The 20,166-nt window shown below is 67.3% G+C and carries 14 protein-coding genes and 1 pseudogene; 10 read left to right on the forward strand and 5 right to left on the reverse strand.

Annotation, left to right across the window (positions count from 1 at the left end):
- The 3 genes from ACGF5U_RS12065 to ACGF5U_RS12075 all read left to right on the forward strand — a co-directional run bounded on the left by ACGF5U_RS12065 (window position 1) and on the right by ACGF5U_RS12075 (window position 7,442).
- Window positions 1–1,731 (forward strand): ATP-binding protein, encoded by a 1,731-nt coding sequence (locus ACGF5U_RS12065; RefSeq protein ID WP_392709924.1) that lies wholly within the window; start codon window positions 1–3, stop codon window positions 1,729–1,731.
- A 265-nt stretch (window positions 1,732–1,996) separates the two neighbouring features.
- A complete protein-coding gene (locus ACGF5U_RS12070; RefSeq protein WP_392709926.1) occupies window positions 1,997–4,084 on the forward strand; it encodes a hypothetical protein in 2,088 nt (695 codons plus the stop codon).
- Window positions 4,085–5,180: 1,096 nt separating this feature from the next.
- Window positions 5,181–7,442, forward strand: a complete 2,262-nt coding sequence (locus ACGF5U_RS12075; RefSeq protein ID WP_392709928.1) for a restriction endonuclease — start codon at window positions 5,181–5,183, stop codon at window positions 7,440–7,442.
- A 381-nt stretch (window positions 7,443–7,823) separates the two neighbouring features.
- On the opposite strand, the gene ACGF5U_RS12080 is transcribed toward ACGF5U_RS12075, so the two are convergent.
- The 4 genes and pseudogenes from ACGF5U_RS12080 to ACGF5U_RS12095 all read right to left on the reverse strand — a co-directional run bounded on the left by ACGF5U_RS12080 (window position 7,824) and on the right by ACGF5U_RS12095 (window position 10,566).
- Window positions 7,824–7,967, reverse strand: a complete 144-nt coding sequence (locus tag ACGF5U_RS12080; RefSeq protein WP_392709930.1) for a hypothetical protein — start codon at window positions 7,965–7,967, stop codon at window positions 7,824–7,826.
- 3 nt (window positions 7,968–7,970) lie between these two features.
- Window positions 7,971–8,108: pseudogene (locus tag ACGF5U_RS12085) on the reverse strand (LacI family transcriptional regulator); the annotation flags it as partial.
- Window positions 8,109–8,201: 93 nt separating this feature from the next.
- Window positions 8,202–8,903 carry a class I SAM-dependent methyltransferase gene (locus tag ACGF5U_RS12090; protein ID WP_392709931.1) on the reverse strand — a complete coding sequence of 234 codons (702 nt, stop codon included), beginning with the start codon at window positions 8,901–8,903 and terminating at the stop codon, window positions 8,202–8,204.
- A gap of 397 nt (window positions 8,904–9,300) precedes the next feature.
- Window positions 9,301–10,566, reverse strand: a complete 1,266-nt coding sequence (locus ACGF5U_RS12095) for a DNA sulfur modification protein DndB (RefSeq protein WP_392709932.1) — start codon at window positions 10,564–10,566, stop codon at window positions 9,301–9,303.
- Between the two features lie 349 nt (window positions 10,567–10,915).
- On the opposite strand from ACGF5U_RS12095, the gene ACGF5U_RS12100 reads away from it, so the two are divergent.
- Both ACGF5U_RS12100 and ACGF5U_RS12105 read left to right on the forward strand, forming a co-directional pair.
- Window positions 10,916–12,685: a hypothetical protein gene (locus ACGF5U_RS12100; RefSeq protein ID WP_392709933.1), complete on the forward strand. Its 1,770-nt coding sequence runs from the start codon at window positions 10,916–10,918 to the stop codon at window positions 12,683–12,685.
- Between the two features lie 479 nt (window positions 12,686–13,164).
- Window positions 13,165–13,788: a DUF1326 domain-containing protein gene (locus ACGF5U_RS12105; protein WP_392709934.1), complete on the forward strand. Its 624-nt coding sequence runs from the start codon at window positions 13,165–13,167 to the stop codon at window positions 13,786–13,788.
- A 4-nt stretch (window positions 13,789–13,792) separates the two neighbouring features.
- Here ACGF5U_RS12105 and ACGF5U_RS12110 read toward each other — a convergent pair whose 3' ends face one another.
- A complete protein-coding gene (locus tag ACGF5U_RS12110; protein ID WP_392710627.1) occupies window positions 13,793–14,527 on the reverse strand; it encodes a DUF2182 domain-containing protein in 735 nt (244 codons plus the stop codon).
- Between the two features lie 402 nt (window positions 14,528–14,929).
- On the opposite strand from ACGF5U_RS12110, the gene ACGF5U_RS12115 reads away from it, so the two are divergent.
- The 5 genes from ACGF5U_RS12115 to ACGF5U_RS12135 all read left to right on the forward strand — a co-directional run bounded on the left by ACGF5U_RS12115 (window position 14,930) and on the right by ACGF5U_RS12135 (window position 20,119).
- On the forward strand, window positions 14,930–15,445 hold the full coding sequence (locus tag ACGF5U_RS12115) for a hypothetical protein (protein ID WP_392709936.1): 516 nt from the start codon (window positions 14,930–14,932) through the stop codon (window positions 15,443–15,445).
- 64 nt (window positions 15,446–15,509) lie between these two features.
- Complete coding sequence (locus tag ACGF5U_RS12120; protein ID WP_392709937.1) at window positions 15,510–16,142, forward strand: TetR/AcrR family transcriptional regulator; 633 nt, start codon at window positions 15,510–15,512, stop codon at window positions 16,140–16,142.
- Between the two features lie 195 nt (window positions 16,143–16,337).
- Window positions 16,338–16,838 (forward strand): hypothetical protein, encoded by a 501-nt coding sequence (locus ACGF5U_RS12125; protein WP_392709939.1) that lies wholly within the window; start codon window positions 16,338–16,340, stop codon window positions 16,836–16,838.
- Window positions 16,839–17,164: 326 nt separating this feature from the next.
- On the forward strand, window positions 17,165–17,764 hold the full coding sequence (locus ACGF5U_RS12130; RefSeq protein WP_392709941.1) for a hypothetical protein: 600 nt from the start codon (window positions 17,165–17,167) through the stop codon (window positions 17,762–17,764).
- A 171-nt stretch (window positions 17,765–17,935) separates the two neighbouring features.
- Window positions 17,936–20,119 (forward strand): SPFH domain-containing protein, encoded by a 2,184-nt coding sequence (locus ACGF5U_RS12135; protein WP_392709942.1) that lies wholly within the window; start codon window positions 17,936–17,938, stop codon window positions 20,117–20,119.
- Window positions 20,120–20,166: the final 47 nt, after the last annotated feature.

Raw genomic sequence — 20,166 nt, forward strand, 5'->3', positions numbered from 1 at the left:
ATGACTACACCCATGTTCCTCGCCCCACACGACCAGCGCGCCGATCTCATTCAGGTCGACCGGGCGCTGGACTCCATGCGGGACGCCGGCTTCGACCTGACCGCGGCCATCGGTGAGCCGCTGGACAACTCCATCGAGGCCGAGGCCACCCTGATGCGCGTGCGGACGATCTTCGGCCGCGGCAAAAAGACGATCGACAGGATCCTTATTGCCGACAACGGCGTCGGCATCGAGCCCACAAAGATGCACCACGTGCTCTCGATGGGCTACAGCAGCCGCTACGGCGAGCGAAAGGGGCTGGGACGTTTCGGTGTCGGGCTCAAGCTCGCCGGGCTCAGCCTCGGTGAGCGCATCGACATCTACAGCCGACAGACCGGCAGCACGAAGATCTACCACAGCTACATCGACCTGCAGGAGATCCGCGAGGGGAAGCAGCACTACATCACCACCGACGAGGTCCAGGAGTGGCCCGCCGAGGCCGCCAAGCTGATGACCGGCCGTGACGAGACACCGTTCGCATCCGGCACACTCGTCGTGTTCGGCAAGATCGACCGACTTTCCAGCGGTGGGACCTACGGCACCTCGCTGGATCAGAAGATCGCTGAGCTCCGCAAGTTCATCGCCCGTGCCTTCCGCACCTACATCGATACGGGCAGGACCATCGAGCTGGACGGCAAGGTCACCACGCTGCATGATCCACTGTTCCTGCGCGACAACCCGAGAATCATCTCGCGCTACAAGCCGCTCGACCCCCGCGGTGAGCTCATTGAGGAGACTGACCTAAGGATCGACGGCCACAAGGTGCACGTTGCCGTCGCCATCGTGCCCCGCGAGTTCCGTCCCTACCCGGGTGCCGGCGGTGGCACGGACCACAAGGGCCACGACATCTCCGAGTTTCAGATCAACGAGGACAACACTGCCAAAATCAGCATCCTGCGCAACGGTCGGGAAATTTACTACGACATCGTGCCACGGCTGCTCGAAGGTGGACGCAGCGACAAGGTCCTGCGTTACGTCGCAATCGAGGTGAGCTTCCCAGCGGAGCTGGACGAGTACTTCCAGGTGCGCAATGTCAAGCGCGGGACGGAGCCGGTCAGCAAGCTCCGCAGTGAGCTTCGCGAATGGCTGAAGGCACCCGTGAAGCAGGCCCTCAAGAAGGTCCGCGCGGACTGGAAGGAGACCGAGAAGCGCAAGCGTCTTGAGGACGGTGAGCACACCGAGACGATGGACACTGCAGCTCGGGTCTTTCCGAACTTCCCGAGAGGGATCGCCGGCCGTGGCGCGACCCCTGAAGACGAGGAAAGGGTTGTCGAGCAGGCTGTGGTCGATCTCGGTCTGGACCGAGAAGAGGATGCCGAGAAGATCGAGCGGATCCGCGAGCAGATCCGCACCAAGCCCATCACCCTCATGGGCGGTTCGTGGCCCGGCAAGGAACTACTGGTCATTGACCACCTGAACGGCAAGGCCGCCGTCAAGTTCAATCTCCGACACGCTCTGTTCGACCGGGTGTATCTGCCCCTGAAGAAGCTCGCCGATGAGGGCACACAGAACCTGGATCCCGAGGAGATCACCGACCTTGCACGGCGGGCGCAGACCGCCGTCGACCACTTGCTGATCGCCTACGCCCACGCAGAGGCGATGTACCCAGACCCCGAGCGGCTCGACGACCTCCGAACCTACTGGGGCATGTTCACCGAGGCGCTTCTGCGGGAGGCGTTCAGGGACCAGTAGGGAATCCTCCGGTGGGGGCCCAGCACCCCACCGGAGGATTCCCTGGCATCGGGCTGCCGTGCCCCGGCGGCATCCCTTGCTCTCCAGCATCGAGGCATCCAGTACGTCTTGCGCCGTGCATCACCAGCATCCGCCGCCATGCGGCAGAACCGATTGAGAGGCATCACCAAGAATGTTTGGCTCAGGTTCCAAGCTCACGTTCCGCGACTTCGTCCAGGGAACCTGGGGGAGCTTCGACACTCCGGCTGGCCGAGTCGACTACATCATGACCAAGGCGAGGCTGGGTGGAGACGCCGACGCGCCGGAGCGGCAGCTCACCAAGAGCCTCGCGCCCGTTCGCGAAGTCATGGACCCTGGGGACCTGGACTTCAACCAGCTGCTGCAGCGTGACCTCGACGACCACCGTGTCGCCGGCAAGCTGATCCCGTACCTGTTCAAGCAGCAGATGACGGGGCCGGCATTCTTTCCACCGATCGTCGCCGTGCTGCTGCCCTTCCAGGCCAAGAAGCCGACTACCTTCCCAGCGCTTGGGGCGCCCATCCCGGTGGACCACGATGATGCGCGCTGGCAGGAGGAACAGGCTGGCAACGCGTTCCGTATCCACCGCCTTCTCGGGGGAGACGGCAACCTGCACCCCGCGAACCTGGGCAAGCTGTGGTGGAACCAGTCCGAGTCAAGTCTGGTTGTTCTCGATGGACAGCACCGCGCCATGGGGTTGCTGGCCGTGGAACGCACTCTGTCTCGCTCGTGGCAGGGCGCTGGAATGCAGTTCCGGCCCTTCTATGAGCACCAGGTCGAGCAGCTACTGCGGGACCACCAGGTCACCGAGGGCGACCTGGCGAAGATCGAAGTCCCCGTCACGGTGTGCTGGTTCCCGGAGGAAACCGGGGAGTCCTCACGTCCCCACGAGGCCGCCCGCAAGCTCTTCGTCGACGTCAATAAGGAAGCCCGGCCGCCAAGCGAGTCTCGAATCATCCTGCTGTCCGACGGCGAGCTGTCCAACGTACTCACTCGAAGCCTTCTGAGCGCCTTGCGTGGCCGGGCGGAGAACCAGCTGCCGCTTTACGCAGTGGAGTACGACAACCCCGAGATCAACGGAAGCCGTCCCGCACGCTGGTCCGTGATGACGAACATTCACCTGTTCAAGATGGTCGTCAAGCGGTGTATCTTCGGCCCGCCCAAGTACCTGACCAATCTGGCGCAACCGTTCGGTGGTAGGGAAAAGTTGGAGGACCGTGACAGCTTCATGCGCGAGCAGCTCGACCTCGTCAGCTTGCTCCCGCCCGAGTTCAGCGACGGCGGACGCCACTACGTTGCGGAAGCCATCGGAGAAACGGAATTTCCGTTGGGCCGCGCAGAGGAGCTGGTCGGCCGGTTCATGGACTCCTGGGGGACAGCCTTTTTGACACTTCTGTCCAAGACGGCGCCCTACCGGGCACATGCCGCCGGCCTCGCCACCTTCAAGGACAGCTGGGATACAACTCACAACCACTCGGCGCTCGCGTATGACGCCCTCTTCGGCGGTGTGGGGATCTACTGGACCCTACGCGACAGCTACGACGAGTACCAGCGGCAGCGCTCCGAAGGAAACGGTCATCTGCCGGTGAAGACGGATGTCATCCGGGCTTGGGAGGCATTGAAGGAGAAGGAGGCCGAGTTCGAGGAGCACCGCGCCCGCGCCTACCTCAACGCAGCGACTCCCCTCGCCATCAAGCAGTCGAAGGCTGCGTTCGCAGTATTCAACACCCACGCCTGCCAGCTCGGCATGATCATGACGCTTGCCTCTCTGTGGGAGATGCGCAAGAACCAGCCGGGTGGAGCCGAGCTCAAAGACCTGCCCGCCTTCGCCGCGTCACTCGTCGACGCTTGGAACGCGTTCTTCGAGCTGGACCGCCGGAGGGCCCACGATCGCCGGCATGCCTTCAGCAAGGAGGCGAGCAAGTCAATCAACCAAATCGTTAACATGGACACACCAAATGCGGTGTACTTCCGGTATTTCTGGCTGCAGGCGCTTGCCACCCCGTCGGCGTGGCAACACATCGCCCCGTGGCTGATCGACCGCACGGCGTTCGACAAGGGCTTGAGCCAGTCCCGCCGCCTCTACCTCGACCTGTGCACCAAGCAGCAGTCGAACGCGCTCAAGGTCAGTGAGCCCACCCTCGGACCGGGCAAACGGGAAGAAAAGGCTACAGACCTGGCCACCAGTGCGCTCAAGAAGGCGCTGGGCACCTGGTTCGAAGTATCGGGCGAGGAGTTCGAGGCGTGGCGGGCCTCCCAGCCCGGTCGGCCCGTCCAGTCTGAACTGGACCTGGATGACACATCGAGCCCGAATGAAGCCCCGGATCGCGACTGATCATCAAGGTCGCTGGCTTAGGCTGGGACGCCACGAGATGCCGGAGGCGGCACCACAGAGCAGTCCCAGCCTGGCCGCGCCCCTAATTCCTCAACGGCCACGACAGCGCCAGTAGGACGACTGGTTGGCTTCCATCCGCTGGCCCGAGTTGCCAGGTTAGGGCCAGGATGCCGCATCCCGAAGCTTGACCAGGCTTCCAGCTCGAATCTCCCACACCTCTTTGAATGGCGCGCAATGAGCTAGCACGTCAGCACCGTCTCGCTTCAACTCGTGAGACCGAGTCTTGGCGAGAAACATGCGACTGGGGCGCGCCACCTGGTCTGCATTGGTTGATTTTGCATATCGAGCGAAACCCATATGCAGCAGAAACGGACATCCGCCTACCGGGTCAGTAGCGGCGAAGGTCGCACATTCAACATGCATAGGAGGATCGAGCGTCAAGCGGCTCCTCATGACCACCGGACCCCCGATCACCGCTCGCCAATACCCAAGTGGTTCACCACACAAGCCGCAGAGCTCGTCACGGATGCACTCCAGCCGTCTGGCGCCGTCAACCTCAGTGAAATCTGGGCGCCCGTCAGGGCGGATCACTGTGACATATGTGATTGGGTAACCTCGCTGATCACGAGGCCGCTCAGCAAGCCTTGATGGCAGCGAGGCATGAAACCTGTGGGAAATTGGGTCATCTGGTCTCATCGACTGAACTCCCGTGCGCTTGATCTGCTTTGGTCCGCTCGGCCTCCGACGAGACCCCTTAAACGCCGACGATGCCTGGGAGCGAGGAATGGTCCCGCGCGACGCCTCACAGAAGATGCCCAGGCTCTTCGCCGACCTTTTTAGGTTGCCATGGCGTTCGACGCTATATCCACTCATCCGCGTCTGCCGTGAGCGATCTACCGCCAGCACCCAGCCGTACTCCGACAACGAAAACTTGAGCAACAGGCCCCACCGATAGGAGGGACCGCAATTTTTCAGGCCGCTCATTCTCTTTGCAGGCTCGGCTAAAATCCCGATTAAGGCCCTCCCCCGCGCCGAGTCCCCTGACCGCTGTGGAGAGAATGAAGGCAGGAAGCGACATTCATGGGGGCGATACGACATGGATTCTTTCGAGTTGGGGCGGTTGACTGACCACGACTTCGAGGCGGTCTGCCGTGACCTGTTCAGCGATGTCCTCGGTGTGCCGCTGGAGATCTTTCCCCGCGGCCGAGACCGTGGCATCGACCTGCGGCACACTGGACCCGCCGGGACGACCGTCGTTCAGTGCAAGCACTGGCCGCGCGCCCGCCAGAGGACGCTGATCGGACGCCTGATCAAGGATGAATTGCCCAAGGCCCATGCGCTGGCACCCGACCGCTACATCATCGCCACGACGGTCGGCCTGACCGTCGACGGCAAGGAAGAGCTCCGGGGTGCCTTCGCCCCCTACGTGCGCGGCACTGGCGACCTGTACGGCATGGACGAAATCGTCGCCGAGCTGCTGCGCCGCCCGGACCTGGTCCGACGACACTTTCGGCTCTGGCTGAGCAGCACGACCGTCCTTCAGACCGTGCTCAATCAGGACCAGTACCTGCGCTCGTCCTGGCTGCAGAAGCGACTACGACGAGTCGCCAGCACCTTCGTCCCGCACGAGGGCTTTGAACGAGCTAGGAAGCTCTTGGACTCCCAGCGGGTCTGTGTCATTGCCGGCATTCCCGGGGTAGGCAAGACAACAGCGGCGCTGATGCTCGTGGCCTGGCTGATGGGCAACGGCTATGAGGTGCACGAGATTTCCCAGGACATCGACGAGATCGGGACCCTGTGGCGTGACGACGCTCGGCAGGCATTCCTCTACGACGACTTCCTAGGGCGGACGACCCTGGACGCCCCGTTGACCAAGAACGAGGACAACCGGCTGCTTTCAGTGATCCGCGAGATCCAGGAGACGCCCGGGAAGGCGCTTGTGATGACGACCCGCGACTACCTACTGGAGCACGCACGTCTTCGTCACGACCGACTGGCAGCACCAGAGGTCTCGGACGCGGTCAGTGTGATTCAGCTGACGGACCTGGATCTCGTTGTTCGGGGCCAGATCCTCTATAACCACGTCCATGGATCTCCTCTCCCGACGGACGACAAGCGGCGGTTCGCCGATCCGGAACTTTGGTGGCCGGTGGTCCGGCACAAGAACTTCAATCCGCGTCTGGTCGAGGAAACACTGAGGCTGTCCAGTCGCCAGGGGGATGACATCGCCGCAGCAATGCTGGAGAACTTGGACGACCCGCGGCGTGTCTGGGAACGCATCGTGGAGAGCGAGCTGACGGACGAGGCTATCCACCTGCTCGAGCTGCTGTTCACCTGGCAATCCGCCGACCTCGCAGATCTGGAGAGGTCCTGGCGCCGGTATCGCAGGGAGATGGGCCAGGCGGCAGACGGCCGGACCTTCCGCAGGGCTATCCAGGTGTTGGACGGCACGATGGTCTCGGTAGAGCGTGGGCAGGTGGCGTTCCACAATCCGTCGATTGAAGACTACGTACGGTTCCACCTCGACGCCGGTCGCGCCCACTTCGCAGAACTACTCAAGGCACTTAGCCCCAATCCAGCGGTCCAGGTACACCGGCTCGTCGAGGCGGCGCGGATGGCCGATGGAGCAGGCATTCTGGCACGGCTGCGGGAGCACGAGTCGGTTGTGGTCCCCCTCGTCCAGGCGATGGGGGACTACGTCTGGACCGGGCCGTCGGACGAGGACGACAGCACGTCGACCCATCTGCAGTGGGTACTGGAAACGGCCAACTTGTTGAACTCCGCGATGCTGGCCGCGTACGTCATGGAGGAGGCACCCTCCCCGTTCACCTCATATGAGCACTTCGCCCACCTGGAGAGCCTGGCTGACTCTCTCAGCGCCAGCCCGTTGGTCCCGGAGAAGTTCGCCGAGGGGTTCTGGGAGGAGCTGGTCGAGACCATGCACTGGGAGCTACTGGAAAGCGTCGAGGCTGGTGACTGGGATCGATCCATCGCGATGTACGACTGGCTACGCCGGAAGCCCGGCGCGTCCCGTGAACCGGTGACCGAGAAGCTGGTCCAGTGCGCTCTTCAGCAACTGTGCCAAGTCGCCGCGGAACCGGAGCGCGAACCGCATAACACAGAACTGGAACCATTGGAGGAATTGGTGGGCTTCCTCTTGGCGCAAGGAGCCGAGGACAGGCTGCCTGAGGAGTTCGCCATCGTCTACGCCAGAATTGAGCGCGTAGCCGCCGCCCAACAGGCGGATCGGAGAGTGCGGCTCCAGAAGCACCAGGCCCAGCAAAGCGAGCGTACCGACACCGCGCACAAGCACTCTCTGGTCACCGAGCTGATGCGGAGGCTTAACGACAGGTGCTGACCGCTTCAAGGGCGGCCCAGAACCGGTCGACGCGGGCCGAACGCGACTCTGCTCGGCCTCGCAACGTTCTGGGCGGGGAATCGGCTGTCATGGGGGGGGACCCTCCCCCTGGGAGCCACCTGGGAGCCAACCCACTCCCCCAGCCCCTCTCAGACCATCCGAGACCATCGCGCACCAACGTCCTGACCAGGCAAAACAGCATACTGTCCGGTGGCGATCTCGCCCGAACCTCATTCGGGACGAAGAGGTCGTGGGTTCAAATCCCGCCACCCCGACAGTGAAGTACCAGGTCAGGGCCGGTTTCCCCTCGGGGAGACCGGCCCTGACTGCGTTGTATCTGGGTGTCTGGGTGTCAACTGGGTGTGATCTTGAAACGGGGTGTCACCGCTCGGCGGCGCGCTGCTGCAACAGCCGGTCGAGGATCGGGGCCGGGGAGCGCGGGGCGAGGAGCAGCCGGTCGTCCAGGGACTCGTGCCAGACCTCGGTGAGCTGGGCCATGAGGAGCGCGCGCATGGTGTCCGTCACGTGGGTGTACCGGGCGCTGACCGATCCGTCCTCGTGGCCCAGGCGCTCGTCCGCGAGAACCTTCGGGCAGCCCAGCTCCTCCAGGAGCGTGCGGTGGCCGTGGCGGAGCCCGTGACGGGTCAGCCGGTCCTTGATCGGCAGCCAGCACGCCTCAGCTGACCCTCAGCGCGAACGCACCGCGGCCCCGGAGCCCAGGAGACTCGGCCCGGGGCAGCGGCATTCCCCGGCCCGGTCTCAGGTGGCGGGGCGCTCGGCCGTGACGAGGAGGGTGGCGGCGGGCCGGGGGCCGTCGCCAGCGGGCAGCGCCTCGACGCGGATGTCGGTGAACCCGGCCTGGTCCAGGACCTTGGTCCACACGTGCTCCTGCAGCACCCACCGGTGCATGGTGGCGTTCTCGCCCTCCGGGGTCTTCGCCGGCACCTCGACGGCCGTGACGTCCGGCTGCGCGGGCTTGCCGGACAGGTAGTGGGCGAGGGTGGAGAAGACCAGGCGCCCACCGGGGCGGAGCGCGTCAGCGGCGGCCGGAAGCAGCTCGCGGGGGTCGGTGAAGTCCACCGCCCCGAAGTGGCTGTAAAGCACGTCGTAGGCGCCCGGGTTCGCGCGGAGGTGGGCGACGACGTCCGCGTGGACGAAGTGCAGGCGCGGGGCGAGGTCGGCGTACAGGGCGGTGGCCATGCTGTGCTGGGCCGGGGACGCGTCCACGGCGTCGATCCGGTTCGGGGCGTGGTGCACGGCCAGGTGCGCGGCGTGGCGGGCGGCGCCGGCGCCGAGGTCGGCCACGGTCTTGCCGGTGAGGTCGCCGAGGACTTCCGGGCCCGGCCCGTCCTCCTGGTCCCAAGCCCAGCGGAAGGAGTCGGGCACGGCGTGGTCCTGCGCGGCGCGGGCCCGGCCGTAGTGGTGCCATAGGTCTGTGGTCGTGGTCGTCACCCGGGTCATCCTGGCGGCATCGCGCGGGGGGCTGCTGCCGGTTCGGGCGAAAGCCACCCGGGCGTGCCTCGGCGGCCCGAGCCGTGGGCCCGGACCGCCGAGGGCGTCACGTGGGGGTCGGTGCGAGTCGTTGCCCGGGTGGCAGGGGCCGCAGTCGGCGGCGTCCACGAGATCCGGGGTTGGCGACTTGACCGGGGACATCGTGCGAGATCACCTCAACGGCCCCGGCCTGGTCATGGCCAGATCCTCAGACACCCCGACTCGCGGGACACTGACGGGGCCGTGATCTGTCGCCCATGACAGCTCGTGACCAGTCGCTCCGCCGACCTCGCGAGCCTGCCCCTCTCGCGCCGCCTCGAGAAGGGCGACATCTCCGGGAGCGGCGCCTATCGTCCCCATTCATCGCCTAGAGGGCCGCAGGGGTCTTCTTGTACCAGCCGGTGATCACACCCACCAGGTGGACGATGTTCTGCGTCCGCATGATCGGTGCCGAAGCGTTCGGCTCGAAATCGACGTTGGCCGCGGTGGTACGCCAAATGCTCGTCTCGGAGACCGGCGCCGCCATGTGTGGGTCGAGACGCTTGAAGAAGTCGGTGATGTCGTCGAGCTCGGCCGGATTCTCGCCCGCGCGGAGCTCTCGAAAAACGCCACCGAGAACGCGGAGCATGCCCACCGAGCCGAGGAGCGACGTCCGGCGCACCTCCTGCGCCATGGTGAGCTCGCCGGGCTGACGTTCCGCCTCCGGGTCGTCCTCCGTGAGGGAGGCGAGATCGGTGAAGGCGTTGGAGACGACGTCGAGGAAGTCCTTGACCTGCTCGATCACCTCGCCGTCGGTGAGGGTCTGCTCAGCCTTCTTGCTGATCCGGCCGCCGGCACCGGCGATGACGGCTCGGGTGATGTCGGCGACGTGCTTGGCGCCCATGAAGTTGGGATTCTTGAGCGTCATGCGGTCCTGCTCGGCGTCGACTCGGCCCTTCAGCAGCGGATGGTCGATGACGTCGGACAAGGTGCGGTTGGCAACCTTGTAGCTGTCGAACCGGGCACGGACGGCGCTGCTGATGCCCTTGGCGTTGTCGGCGACGTCCACAAACATCTGCTGAGCCTTGATCGGGTCCGGCTCGACATAGATGTCCAGGCCGACGTACTCGGCCTTGAGGCGGTTCATCTGCCCGATGAGCTTCTCGCGTTCGGCCTCGAGCTTCGCGAGCTTCTCGGGGCTGACCTTGCGAGCCATTTCGCGGTCGACGGCGGAGATGGCATCGGTGATGCGCTGCTTCTCGATCGCGACGCCGAGCACACGGTGTTGACCGTCGATGGTCCGCAGGCTGGAGACGCCGCCGATCGCCCACGGAACGGTGAGGTAGCCGACGGCACCCTGGTCGTCCACCTTCTCGAAGGTGCATCCGCCGCCGTCCCTGGCCAGCAGGGCGGGGGCGACCCAGTCCTGTTTGGTGTCGAGGTACTCACCGAAGTGCTTGGCGTGGAGGCGGTCGACCTTGCGGTTGTCCTTGTCGACATTGTTCGGGTCGGGGACGGGGAGGATGGTCGGGAGATCGAGCAGGGGAACGCGCACGCTGTAGACCGTGCGGCCGCCCTGTGGGGTCTTGATGGCGAGGTACGTGCTGGAGTCCTGCGGCTTGGACAGTCGCAGCGGGTCGACGGCAATGCTCACGAGAAGCCCCCATGGGATCAGCCACGCACTTGATTGGCGCGACAAGAGCCAAACCGTAAAGCGCAGTCGGCAATCAAGGTGGGTAAATCCATGTTTTTCAAGCTAAGTTGATAATATCGACCCTCAAAATGTTCAAGCGGGGCGCAACGTGACAGCCATGGACGCGGGCAGCCGCAACAAGCCTCGCCGGGAGCGGTTCCGCGCCGCCGGGCGCAGTCATGCCTGACACCAGCCAATCCGGGGCCAGCCCGCGTGATTCAGCCCGAACCGCAGGGTGTTGAGCCGTAGACTTCGGCAGTCAACGCCGACGAGGTCCGGCCGTTACGCGCGCCCTCGGGGAGGAGATCGCATGCAGGCCCCCTCGGACTCGACGGAGAACGCCGAGCCTGAGCAGAACGGCCGGAGCAATACCGCCGACTCACCGGTTGGGGATACTTCGGCGTCCAACTCGGACGCCGACTCGACCACGGCGTCGACGGTCCTGGCTGAGGTGCTCCCCGGCGTGGCTGTCGTCGCCGGTGAGGTCCCGCCGGAGCTGGAGCCCGATCTGGTCGACTTCGGGATCGTGCCGGCTGCCGACCGCAAGCAGATCTCAGCGATCCTCGCCTCGATCGGGAACGCGGCGACCGTAGCCGGCAACCTCGGAAACGCGTTCGCCGGCGTGCAGGGGCTCTACAGGATCGGCGAAACGGCACAGGCCCTGCTGAGCAGCGGAGCGACGCTCGCTGTCAAGGACGGCGGGAACCTCGGAGCGGTGTTGGTTCCTGGCCGCATCCTGCATCAGGCCCGCTTCTACCCCGTGACTGCGGTGAGCAAGGCGCAGACCGCGGCCTCGATCGGGCCGGCGCTGGCCATGGTCGCCCTCCAGATGATGCTGAGTGAGATCTCGGGCCTCGTCAGGACCAACCTTGCGGTGACAGGTCAGATCCTCACCACCATCCGCAAGGATCAGTGGGCCGAACTGACGGGGCTCGCCACCGCCATCGATCGCGCGGTCAACCAGGCGCGAGAGATCGAATCGGTCCCGACGTCCCTGTGGGAGGACGTCGCGGGCAGTGGATCGCTGCTGCAGAAGCAGCTTGAGCTCTACCAGGGAAACGCCTGCGACCATGTCCGGCAGATCGGCCGCCCCGACGCACGCAGCTACCGTGAGTACCTGCAGACGAACGCCGAGGCGATCGTCTTCGACGCCTACGCCCTCCTGTCCTCCCTCAAGGCATGGACCGGGTATCACGCGCTGCGCGCCGCGAGGGCGAGAGCCGCTGGACGCGAAGACGCCGCCGAGGCACAGTACGCCGAGGTCATCGCGCGCGACACCCGCGCGGAGTTCGACTCCGCTCTCGCCAAGACGACGAGCCTCGTCCACGCGCTGACGCGGGAGCTGCGGATCATCGCCGAACTCCCCGGCCCCGACGCATGGCCGCTGCCGGGAAAGCGGAAGGACGTGAAGGCGGCACGCGAAACGTCCGCCCGTCTTCTGGAGGCGATCGAGCCTCTTGCCGATGTCCTCCATCCGCCGCCCCCTCCGCTCGAGGCTCCGGAGGTCGTCTGCGCACCCCGATCGCTGGATCTCCAGCCGTACCTTCGCATCCTGCGATGGCTCCTCGAGGACGGTGAGACGCTCCGTGTCCTCGGCTTCCCCGAACAGCTCGATGCTCTCGGTCCGTTTTCTGCGATCCTCGGCGGAGCGAAGGAGAAGCTGGCGGCAGCGAGGGACAAGGCAGCGGCGAAGACCCTGGTCGCCGTCACGGATCGCCGCGTCATCACGGCCAAGACGAACGCGTTCCTGGACCAAGCCGAGATCCGTCAGGACATCCCGATCGACCACGTGCGATACGTCCGAGCGGCGACCGCACAGAACAGCAGCGCGCGTGTGGCGATCGACCTCATCACCCGCGACGAGAACATCCGGTGGCTCTTCCACGCTGACATGGAGAGCGCTCACGTGGACGCGCTCGCCGCCGTGCTTGCCGAGTCGATGACGATCCCGGACGTTGAACGCGATGAACTGCAACGGCGGCGCTGCGCCCCCATCGAGGCGGCGGAGAAAAGCGAGAGTACCGGCACGAGGTTGACGAAACCGACTGGATCCGAGCCCACGGCCTGCGATGCCGAATAGGCCCCGAGCCGACTGACCGGTTCCTGGCTGCTGGGCCGACAGGTGGGCAGCCGGTGCGTGATCACCAGAGGCCGTGTCGTCTTTCGAAGACGCCGCGGTGCCCGTGGGCCAGCGCGGGCCCCGGGGAGTCCCGGGGGGTGGCCGTGGGTGCCTGTGTCGTGACACCTGGTGGTGATCGTGGGTCCGGGAGCATCGGATCGACAGGGGTCGTGGGCGTGCCTAGGGTGGATTACGGAGGCGGTGATGGGCGCTCCTGCCGCGTGGCCGCCGGTCGCGCGGAGCTGTGGTGGGCGTACCGATGACCATGCCGTAGCCGGTCGCGGTCGTCCGGAGCCTCTCCTGTGCGCCTTTCCCGCCCGACCCTTGTGCGGGTCTTCGTGTCGGTCCCGCTCTCCGCCCGGTCCGCCCGTGTTCCCGCCGCTGTGGCGAGGCGGCGGATCAGCTGATCGGCATGACCGGGCAGAGAGGTGGAAGACATCATGACGTGGAGCATCTCCGGCCGATATGTAGCCGGTTGCTCGTGTGTACTGGTCTGCGGGTGCCCTGTCGACGGCATGCCCCGCAACGCGCAGGGGGACGAGGAGTGCCGGGGCGTGACCGGGTTCCATGTGGAGGACGGCCGCCTGGACGACCTGGATCTCTCCGGGGTGGACTTCGCCCTGTACAACCACTTCCCGTCCCACCTGACGGCGGGTGGCTGGAAGGTGGGCATCGTCGTGGACGAGGGCGCAAGCGATGAGCAGGCGGACGCCCTCGAACGGATCCTGTCGGGCCGCGAGGGCGGGGCCTTCGGCGAACTGTCCCAGTTCTTCGGCGAGTACCTCGGCATGGAACGGGCCGGCGTCTCCCTCTCGGACGGGGACAAGCCGCAGGCGTCCGTCGGCGGCAGGACCGACGTCGAGTTCGAGGCGCTGAAGGGTCCCGACGGGAAGCCCACCACCGTCAAGAACGCGATGTTCGGTTTCGCTCCTGAGTACACGATCGGCCGGGCGTCCGGCAGGTCGGACTCCTTCGGGCTGTCCTTCGACGCCCAGTACGGCGAGAGCGCACCGTTCTCCTTCGCCAGCGAAGCGCCCGAGGGCGCCCCGACCGGCAGGGCCTGACCTGTCAGCGGGCCATTTCGGTGTGCGGCGTCTCCGCCTCACCGAGGCCCGGCAGCATCCAGTCCTGGAACGGCGCGAGTGCCGCCAGGATCAGGAAACAGGCGCCGACGGCCCAACTGAGCCACGGGCCTCGGCGCCACAGCTTCTCCAGGAAGATCACTGCGGCGAGTCCGGCCATCGCGGCCACGTTCATCACGCCCAGCGGGACGAGGACGATCATCAGGCCCCAGCAGCAGCCCACGCAGTAGAGCCCGTGGTGCAGGCCGACGCGCAGGTCGCGCGCCCAGGGCCGGAAGTGCGCGTAGTGCATCAGGTGCGACAGCGGATCCCGGCAGTGCCGCAGACAGACGCGCTTGAGCGGGCCGATCTGGTACAGCCCCGCGAGCAGGAAGGCGCCGGCCCCGATCCAGCGCCCGGCGCCCGGGTCGTTCTCCACCAGCCGGCCGGTCAGCGCCAGCAGTCCGTACGCGACGAGCCCGAAGGCGGTCCAGGCCAGCAGATAGCCGCCGGCGAACGCGCCGATCCTGGCCGTCCGCACCACCCCGGTGGCCTGGCGGCCGATGCCCCTCGCCCAGGTGATGGCGACCGGGGCGACCGACGGGAACATCATCGCGACCATCATCACGACCCACAGGAGCAGGAAGAGGGGAAGCGTCAGGCCCATGGTGCCGGACCCCATCCCCATGTCGCGTGACTGGGCGACCGTCAGCACCCACGCCAGGGCGGCGAGCAGAGTCATCAGGGCCCATGCGGTGGCCAGTTGACGTCCTGCCAGCAGGGTGGGGGGACGCTGCGGCCGGTTGCGGCCGGGGCTGTCGGGCTGCTGCCTGTCGGGTCTCTCGGGCCTGTCGGGCCTGTCGGGCCTGTCGGGCCTGTCGGGCCGGTGGCCGCCGGGGCGGTGTGCGCCGGTCCGGTGCGGACGCGCCTCATGGGCGCCGATACGGACGTCGCGCGGCATGCCGTACCTCCTCGCCTCCCTTCCAGGACAGCACAGAATCCGGCGCGGCACAGAAGATATTGAAAACAAAAGTCCAGAGTGTTTTTATGGGTTTGACGGCAGGTCCGCCGACGGTTCCGCAGATCCGCCATGACCGCTGGGGTGACATCCGGTCCACCCCGTTCCGAGAGCGAGGAGTTCCCCATGGAGACGATCGGCGACTTTCTGAGCTGGGCCTGGCCGCGTCACCTCAACCCGGTCAGCTGGTACACCCGGCCGCTGTTCTTCCTGCCCATCGCGTACTTCTGCTGGACGCGGCGCCCCGTCGCGCTCACCGTGACGATCGTCGCCATGCTGTCCAGCTTCTTCTGGTTCCCCGCACCCGCGCCCGACGCCGTCGACCCGGAGATCGCCGGCGTGCTGGAGATGGAGAAGCGGCTGTTCACCGACCCGACCTGGATCACCTGGGTGAGCCTGGCGGCCATCCCGCTGCTCATCGCCGGGATCTGCGTCGCGTTCTGGCGGCACTCGCTCGGCTGGGGCCTGGTCGTCATCGACGCGGGCCTCGCCCTCAAGATCCTCTGGGTGTTCGCCAATTCAGGCCAGGACGGCCGCGCCACGCTCCTCCCGCTCGGCCTCGGCGGGGTCGCGATCACGGCACTGGTCCTCGGCGTGGCCCGGTGGCGGGGACCACGCCTCGGCCTGGGCGCACGGCGATAGGGTCATGGTCGCGTGAAACCATTCGACCGGAACGTTCATCACGACTCGGGAAGGAGATGCGACCGTGCCACCCCGATTCTCCGCCGAGGAGAAGGCCCGCATCACCACGCTGCTACTGGAGAACGGCCACCGCCTGTTCACCACCCAGGGCCTGCGCAAGACCTCCCTCGAGGAGCTGGTCGCCCCGGCCGGCATCGCCAAGAGCAGCTTCTACGTCTTCTTCGACTCCAAGGAAGCCCTCTACCTGGAGCTCATGCTGCGCCAGAGCGGGGAGGTCAGGCACCGGGTCATCGACCAGGGCCTGGCGACCGGCACGGACACCCGTGACGCCCTGCGCCGGTTCCTCCACGCCACCCTGGGCGAACTGTCCGCCAACCCGCTGTGGCGGCGCCTCATGACCCACCCGGAGGAGATGGAGGCGGTCGCCCGCAAGGTCGACGCCGAGCGGCTGGCCGCGCTGGGCGCCGAGGACAACCCGGCCACCGCGCTCGCCGCGTTCATCACCGCCCGGCGCGCGGCGGGCGAACTCCTGGACGTGGAACCGGAGGTGGTCGTCGGCGTGCTCCAGTGCGTCCTGCTGGTCCCGATGTTCGCCGAACGCCTCGGCGACCCGGACCTCCGCCCCCGGATCCTGGACCTGCTCGTCGACCTGGTCGCGGCGGGCCTGACCCCGGGCGGCGACCCGAGTCTCACGTAACCGTCACCCCGCCCCGGCGTTCACCCGTTCGGCGTACGTGGGGTCGCCCGCGCCGCCCGCTCGGCAACAGGCTGCTGGTAACCGGAACGTACGGGAAACCGGCACGTACGGAAAACCGGCACGCACGGGAAGCCGGCACGTACGGAGAACCGGAGCGCACGGGGAACCGGAGCGTACGGACAGGAAGGCGCGGTCATGAGCAACGCAGCGGGCGGCATGGGCGGCCCCTCGGGCGGTCCCGGGCGGCGGCACGGCCACGACCAGGCCCCGGGCCACGCCCACGCCCACCACGAGGGCCCCGTCCCGGCGAACACCGCGTGGGCGGCCACGGGCGTCATGTTCGCCGGCGTGCTGATGCTGGTGGAGGGCGTGCTCGGCATGCTCCAGGGCATCGCGGGCATCGCCGAGGACGACGTCTACGGCCGCGTCGGCGAATACGTCTTCGAGTTCAACGTCAGCGCGTGGGGCTGGATCCACCTGGTGCTCGGACTCCTCGTCGCCGCGATCGGCGCGGGCATCCTGCGGAACGCCGCATGGGCCAGGGTGAGCGGCATCGCCATCGCCTCGCTCGCCGTCATCGCCAACTTCATCTGGCTGCCGTACCAGCCGCTCTGGGCGATCATCTCCATCGCGATCGGCGTCTTCGTCATCTGGGCGCTGTGCACGGCGGCGGACGCGCCGCCCGCCGTACGTTGACCGACGAGTAACGGCATCAAGGGGTCGTCAAAATTGCCGGAATCCGGCAATGCGCGGCACCCCCTTCCCTTGCGAAGATCGGTACTACGGAAACGGGGGGCACGACCCGGTGCCGGGATGCGGAAGTCCGCGTCCCGGCACCGGTTTCACGCCCGCGCCTGCGGCACCTGCCGTTTCCCGCGCCACACCAGGCCACACAGACACCGGCACAGCACAGACACCGGCACAGCACAGGCACAGGCACCCGTGTACGGACGTACGGACGCACGTACACCTACGCACGTACCTACGCACCGCTGACGCACGTACTTCGAAGGGGGACCCCGATGCGCGAATTCCTCACCGCGACGGTCGGGTTCCCCACCTTCTTCTTCACCGTGGCCCTCGTGATCGTCGTGGGTTTCTGGCTGCTGGTCCTCTTCGGTGCCGCCGAGGCGGACGGCTACGACGCGGACGTCGAGCTCGGCGCGCTCGGTCTCGGCGGGGTGCCCGTCACCATCGCGGTGACGGCGCTGACCCTCACCGGCTGGTTCACCAGCCTCGCCGGGGCGATCGCGCTGAATCGGTTCGTCGCACCGGGGCCGTGGCACACCGTCGCCTCCGTCGCGCTGCTGGCCCTCGCCTTGCTGACGGGCCGGCAGGTGACGCGGAGACTCGTACGCCTGTGGCGCGCGAGACATCCGCGTGAACCCGAGCCGTCCCTGCGCGACTTCATCGGGCTGACCTGCACCATCCGCACCGGACGGGTGGACGGGGGGTTCGGTCAGGCCGAGGTGGCCGCGCGGGACGGGTCGACCGCCGTCGTACAGGTACGGCAGCAGGGCGGGGAGGTGCCGCTGACACGGGGCGCCACCGGGCTGCTGTACGCGTACGACGACGACGGCGAGTTCTTCTGGGTCGCGCCACCGCCACTCGCCCTCGCCTGACGCCGCCCGCTCCCCTCGCTCCCGCCCGACAGCCGCTCACCACCGCCCCGCGCCCGGCGCCCGGTCCGATCGCCGTACCCGGCTCGTACGACCGCCCTCCGGGCCCTCGCTCCCCTGCTCGGCTCCGTGCCTCCACGCGGCCCGGCCGCGCCTCTCACGCAAGGATCTCCCATGGATGCCATCACCCTGGGCGTCGGCGTGCTCATCGCCGTTGTCCTGCTCGTCGTCGTCGCCACGCTCCTCGTCCTCACCCGGCTGTTCCGGAAGGTCGAACAGGGCAAGGCCCTGATCGTGTCGAAGATGCGCAAGGTAGACGTGACCTTCACCGGTCAGGTCGTGCTGCCGGTGCTCCACCGGGCCGAGGTGATGGACATCTCGGTGAAGACCATCGAGATCTCCCGCACCGGCCGCGACGGGCTGATCTGCCGGGACAACATCCGCGCGGACATCCGCATCTCCTTCTTCGTACGGGTCAACAAGACTGCCGAGGACGTCATCAAGGTCGCGCAGGCCATCGGCACGACCCGGGCGAGCGACAAGGCGACACTCCAGGAACTGTTCAACGCGAAGTTCTCCGAGGCCCTCAAGACCGTCGGCAAGCAGCTGGACTTCACCGACCTCTACACCAAGCGCGAGGAGCTGCGGGACCGCATCATCGAGGTGATCGGCACCGACCTCAACGGCTACAGCCTGGAGGACGCGGCGATCGACTACCTGGAGCAGACGCCGCTGTCCCAGCTGGACTCCAACAACATCCTCGACGCCCAGGGCATCCGGAAGATCACCGAGCTGACGGCCCTGGAGCACGTCCGGACCAACGAGTTCCGGCAGAGCGAGGAGAAGGAGATCACCCGCCAGAACGTCGACGCCCGCGAGGCCATCCTGGAACTGGAGCGCCGCCAGGCCGACGCCGAGATCAAGCAGCGCCGCGAGATCGAGACGACCCGGGCCCGCGAGGAGGCCGAGACCGCCCGCGTGGTGGAGGAGGAGCGGCTGCGGGCGCAGAGCGCCTTCCTGCGTACGGAGGAGCAGCTCGGCGTGCAGCGCGAGAACCAGGCCCGTGAGGTGGCCGTCGCCGAGAAGAACCGCGAGCGGGTCATCGCCATCGAGAACGAGCGCATCGAGAAGGACCGGATGCTGGAGGTCATCGCCCGCGACCGGGAGACCACGCTCACCCGGATCTCGGCCGAGAAGGAGGTCGAGGCGGAGCGCCGCGAGATCGCCGAGGTCATCCGCGAGCGGGTCGCCGTGGACCGCACGGTGGCCGAGCAGGAGGAGTCCATCAAGCGGCTGCGCGCCGTCGAGGAGGCGGAGCGCGAGCGCCAGGCCCTGGTCATCGCGGCGGAGGCGGAGGCCCAGGAACGGCTGGTCAAGGACATCAAGGCCGCCGAAGCCGCCGAGCAGGCCGCCACGCACCGCGCGGCCGAGGAGCTGACCCTCGCGGAGGCCCGGCTGAAGGCCGCCGACCTGGACGCGCGGGCCAAGCTGCGGCTCGCCGAGGGCGTCCAGGCGGAGAGCGCGGCGGAGGGCCTGGCGGCCGTCCGGGTGCGCGACGCCGAGGCGGACGTGATCCAGAAGTCCGGCCTCGCGGAGGCGGAGGCCACGCAGGCCCGCCTGAAGGCCGAGGCGGAGGGCACGGAGGCCCGGCTGAAGGCGGAGGCCGCCGGCCGTCGGGCGCAGGCCCTGGCCGAGGCGGAGGGTCTGCGGGCGCAGGGTCTCGCGGAGGCCGAGAGCCGGCAGGCGCAGGCCGTGGCGGACGCGGCGGCGATCGGCGAGCGGCTGAAGGCGGAGGCCGAGGGTACCGAGGCGCAGCTCAGGGCCGAGGCCGAGGGCATCAGCCGGAAGGCCGCCGCGATGGCCGCGCTGGACGAGGCGTCGCGCGGGCACGAGGAGTACCGGCTGCGGCTGGAGGCCGAGAAGGACATCCGGCTGGCCGGGCTCGACGCCCAGCGCAAGATCGCGGAGGCGCAGGCAGGCGTGCTCGCCACCGGCCTGGAGCACGCCGACATCAACATCGTCGGCGGCGAGTCGGTCTTCTTCGACCGGATCGTCGGGGCCATGTCGCTCGGCAAGAGCCTCGACGGCTTCATGCAGCAGTCGGACACGGCGCAGACGCTGGCCAAGCCGTGGCTGGACGGTACGGCCGACTTCACGCAGGACCTGACGCGGGTGCTCGGCTCGCTGTCCACCGGCGACATGCAGAACCTGACGGTGTCCGCGCTGCTGATGAAGCTCATGGGCGGTGCGGGCGGCCGCGAGAGCGCGCAGCTCCGCGGGCTGCTGGACGCCGCCGAGCGGCTGGGCCTGGCGGAGACGCCGGTGGCCGCGCTGAACGGTACGCCCGCCAAGGTCTGAGACCGGCGGTCGTACGAGGCCCGGAGCTGCCGTCACGGGGGGCAGCA

Origin of the sequence: Streptomyces sp. NPDC047886 (assembly GCF_043204435.1) — a bacterium.
Taxonomy (GTDB): Bacteria; Actinomycetota; Actinomycetes; order Streptomycetales; family Streptomycetaceae; genus Streptomyces.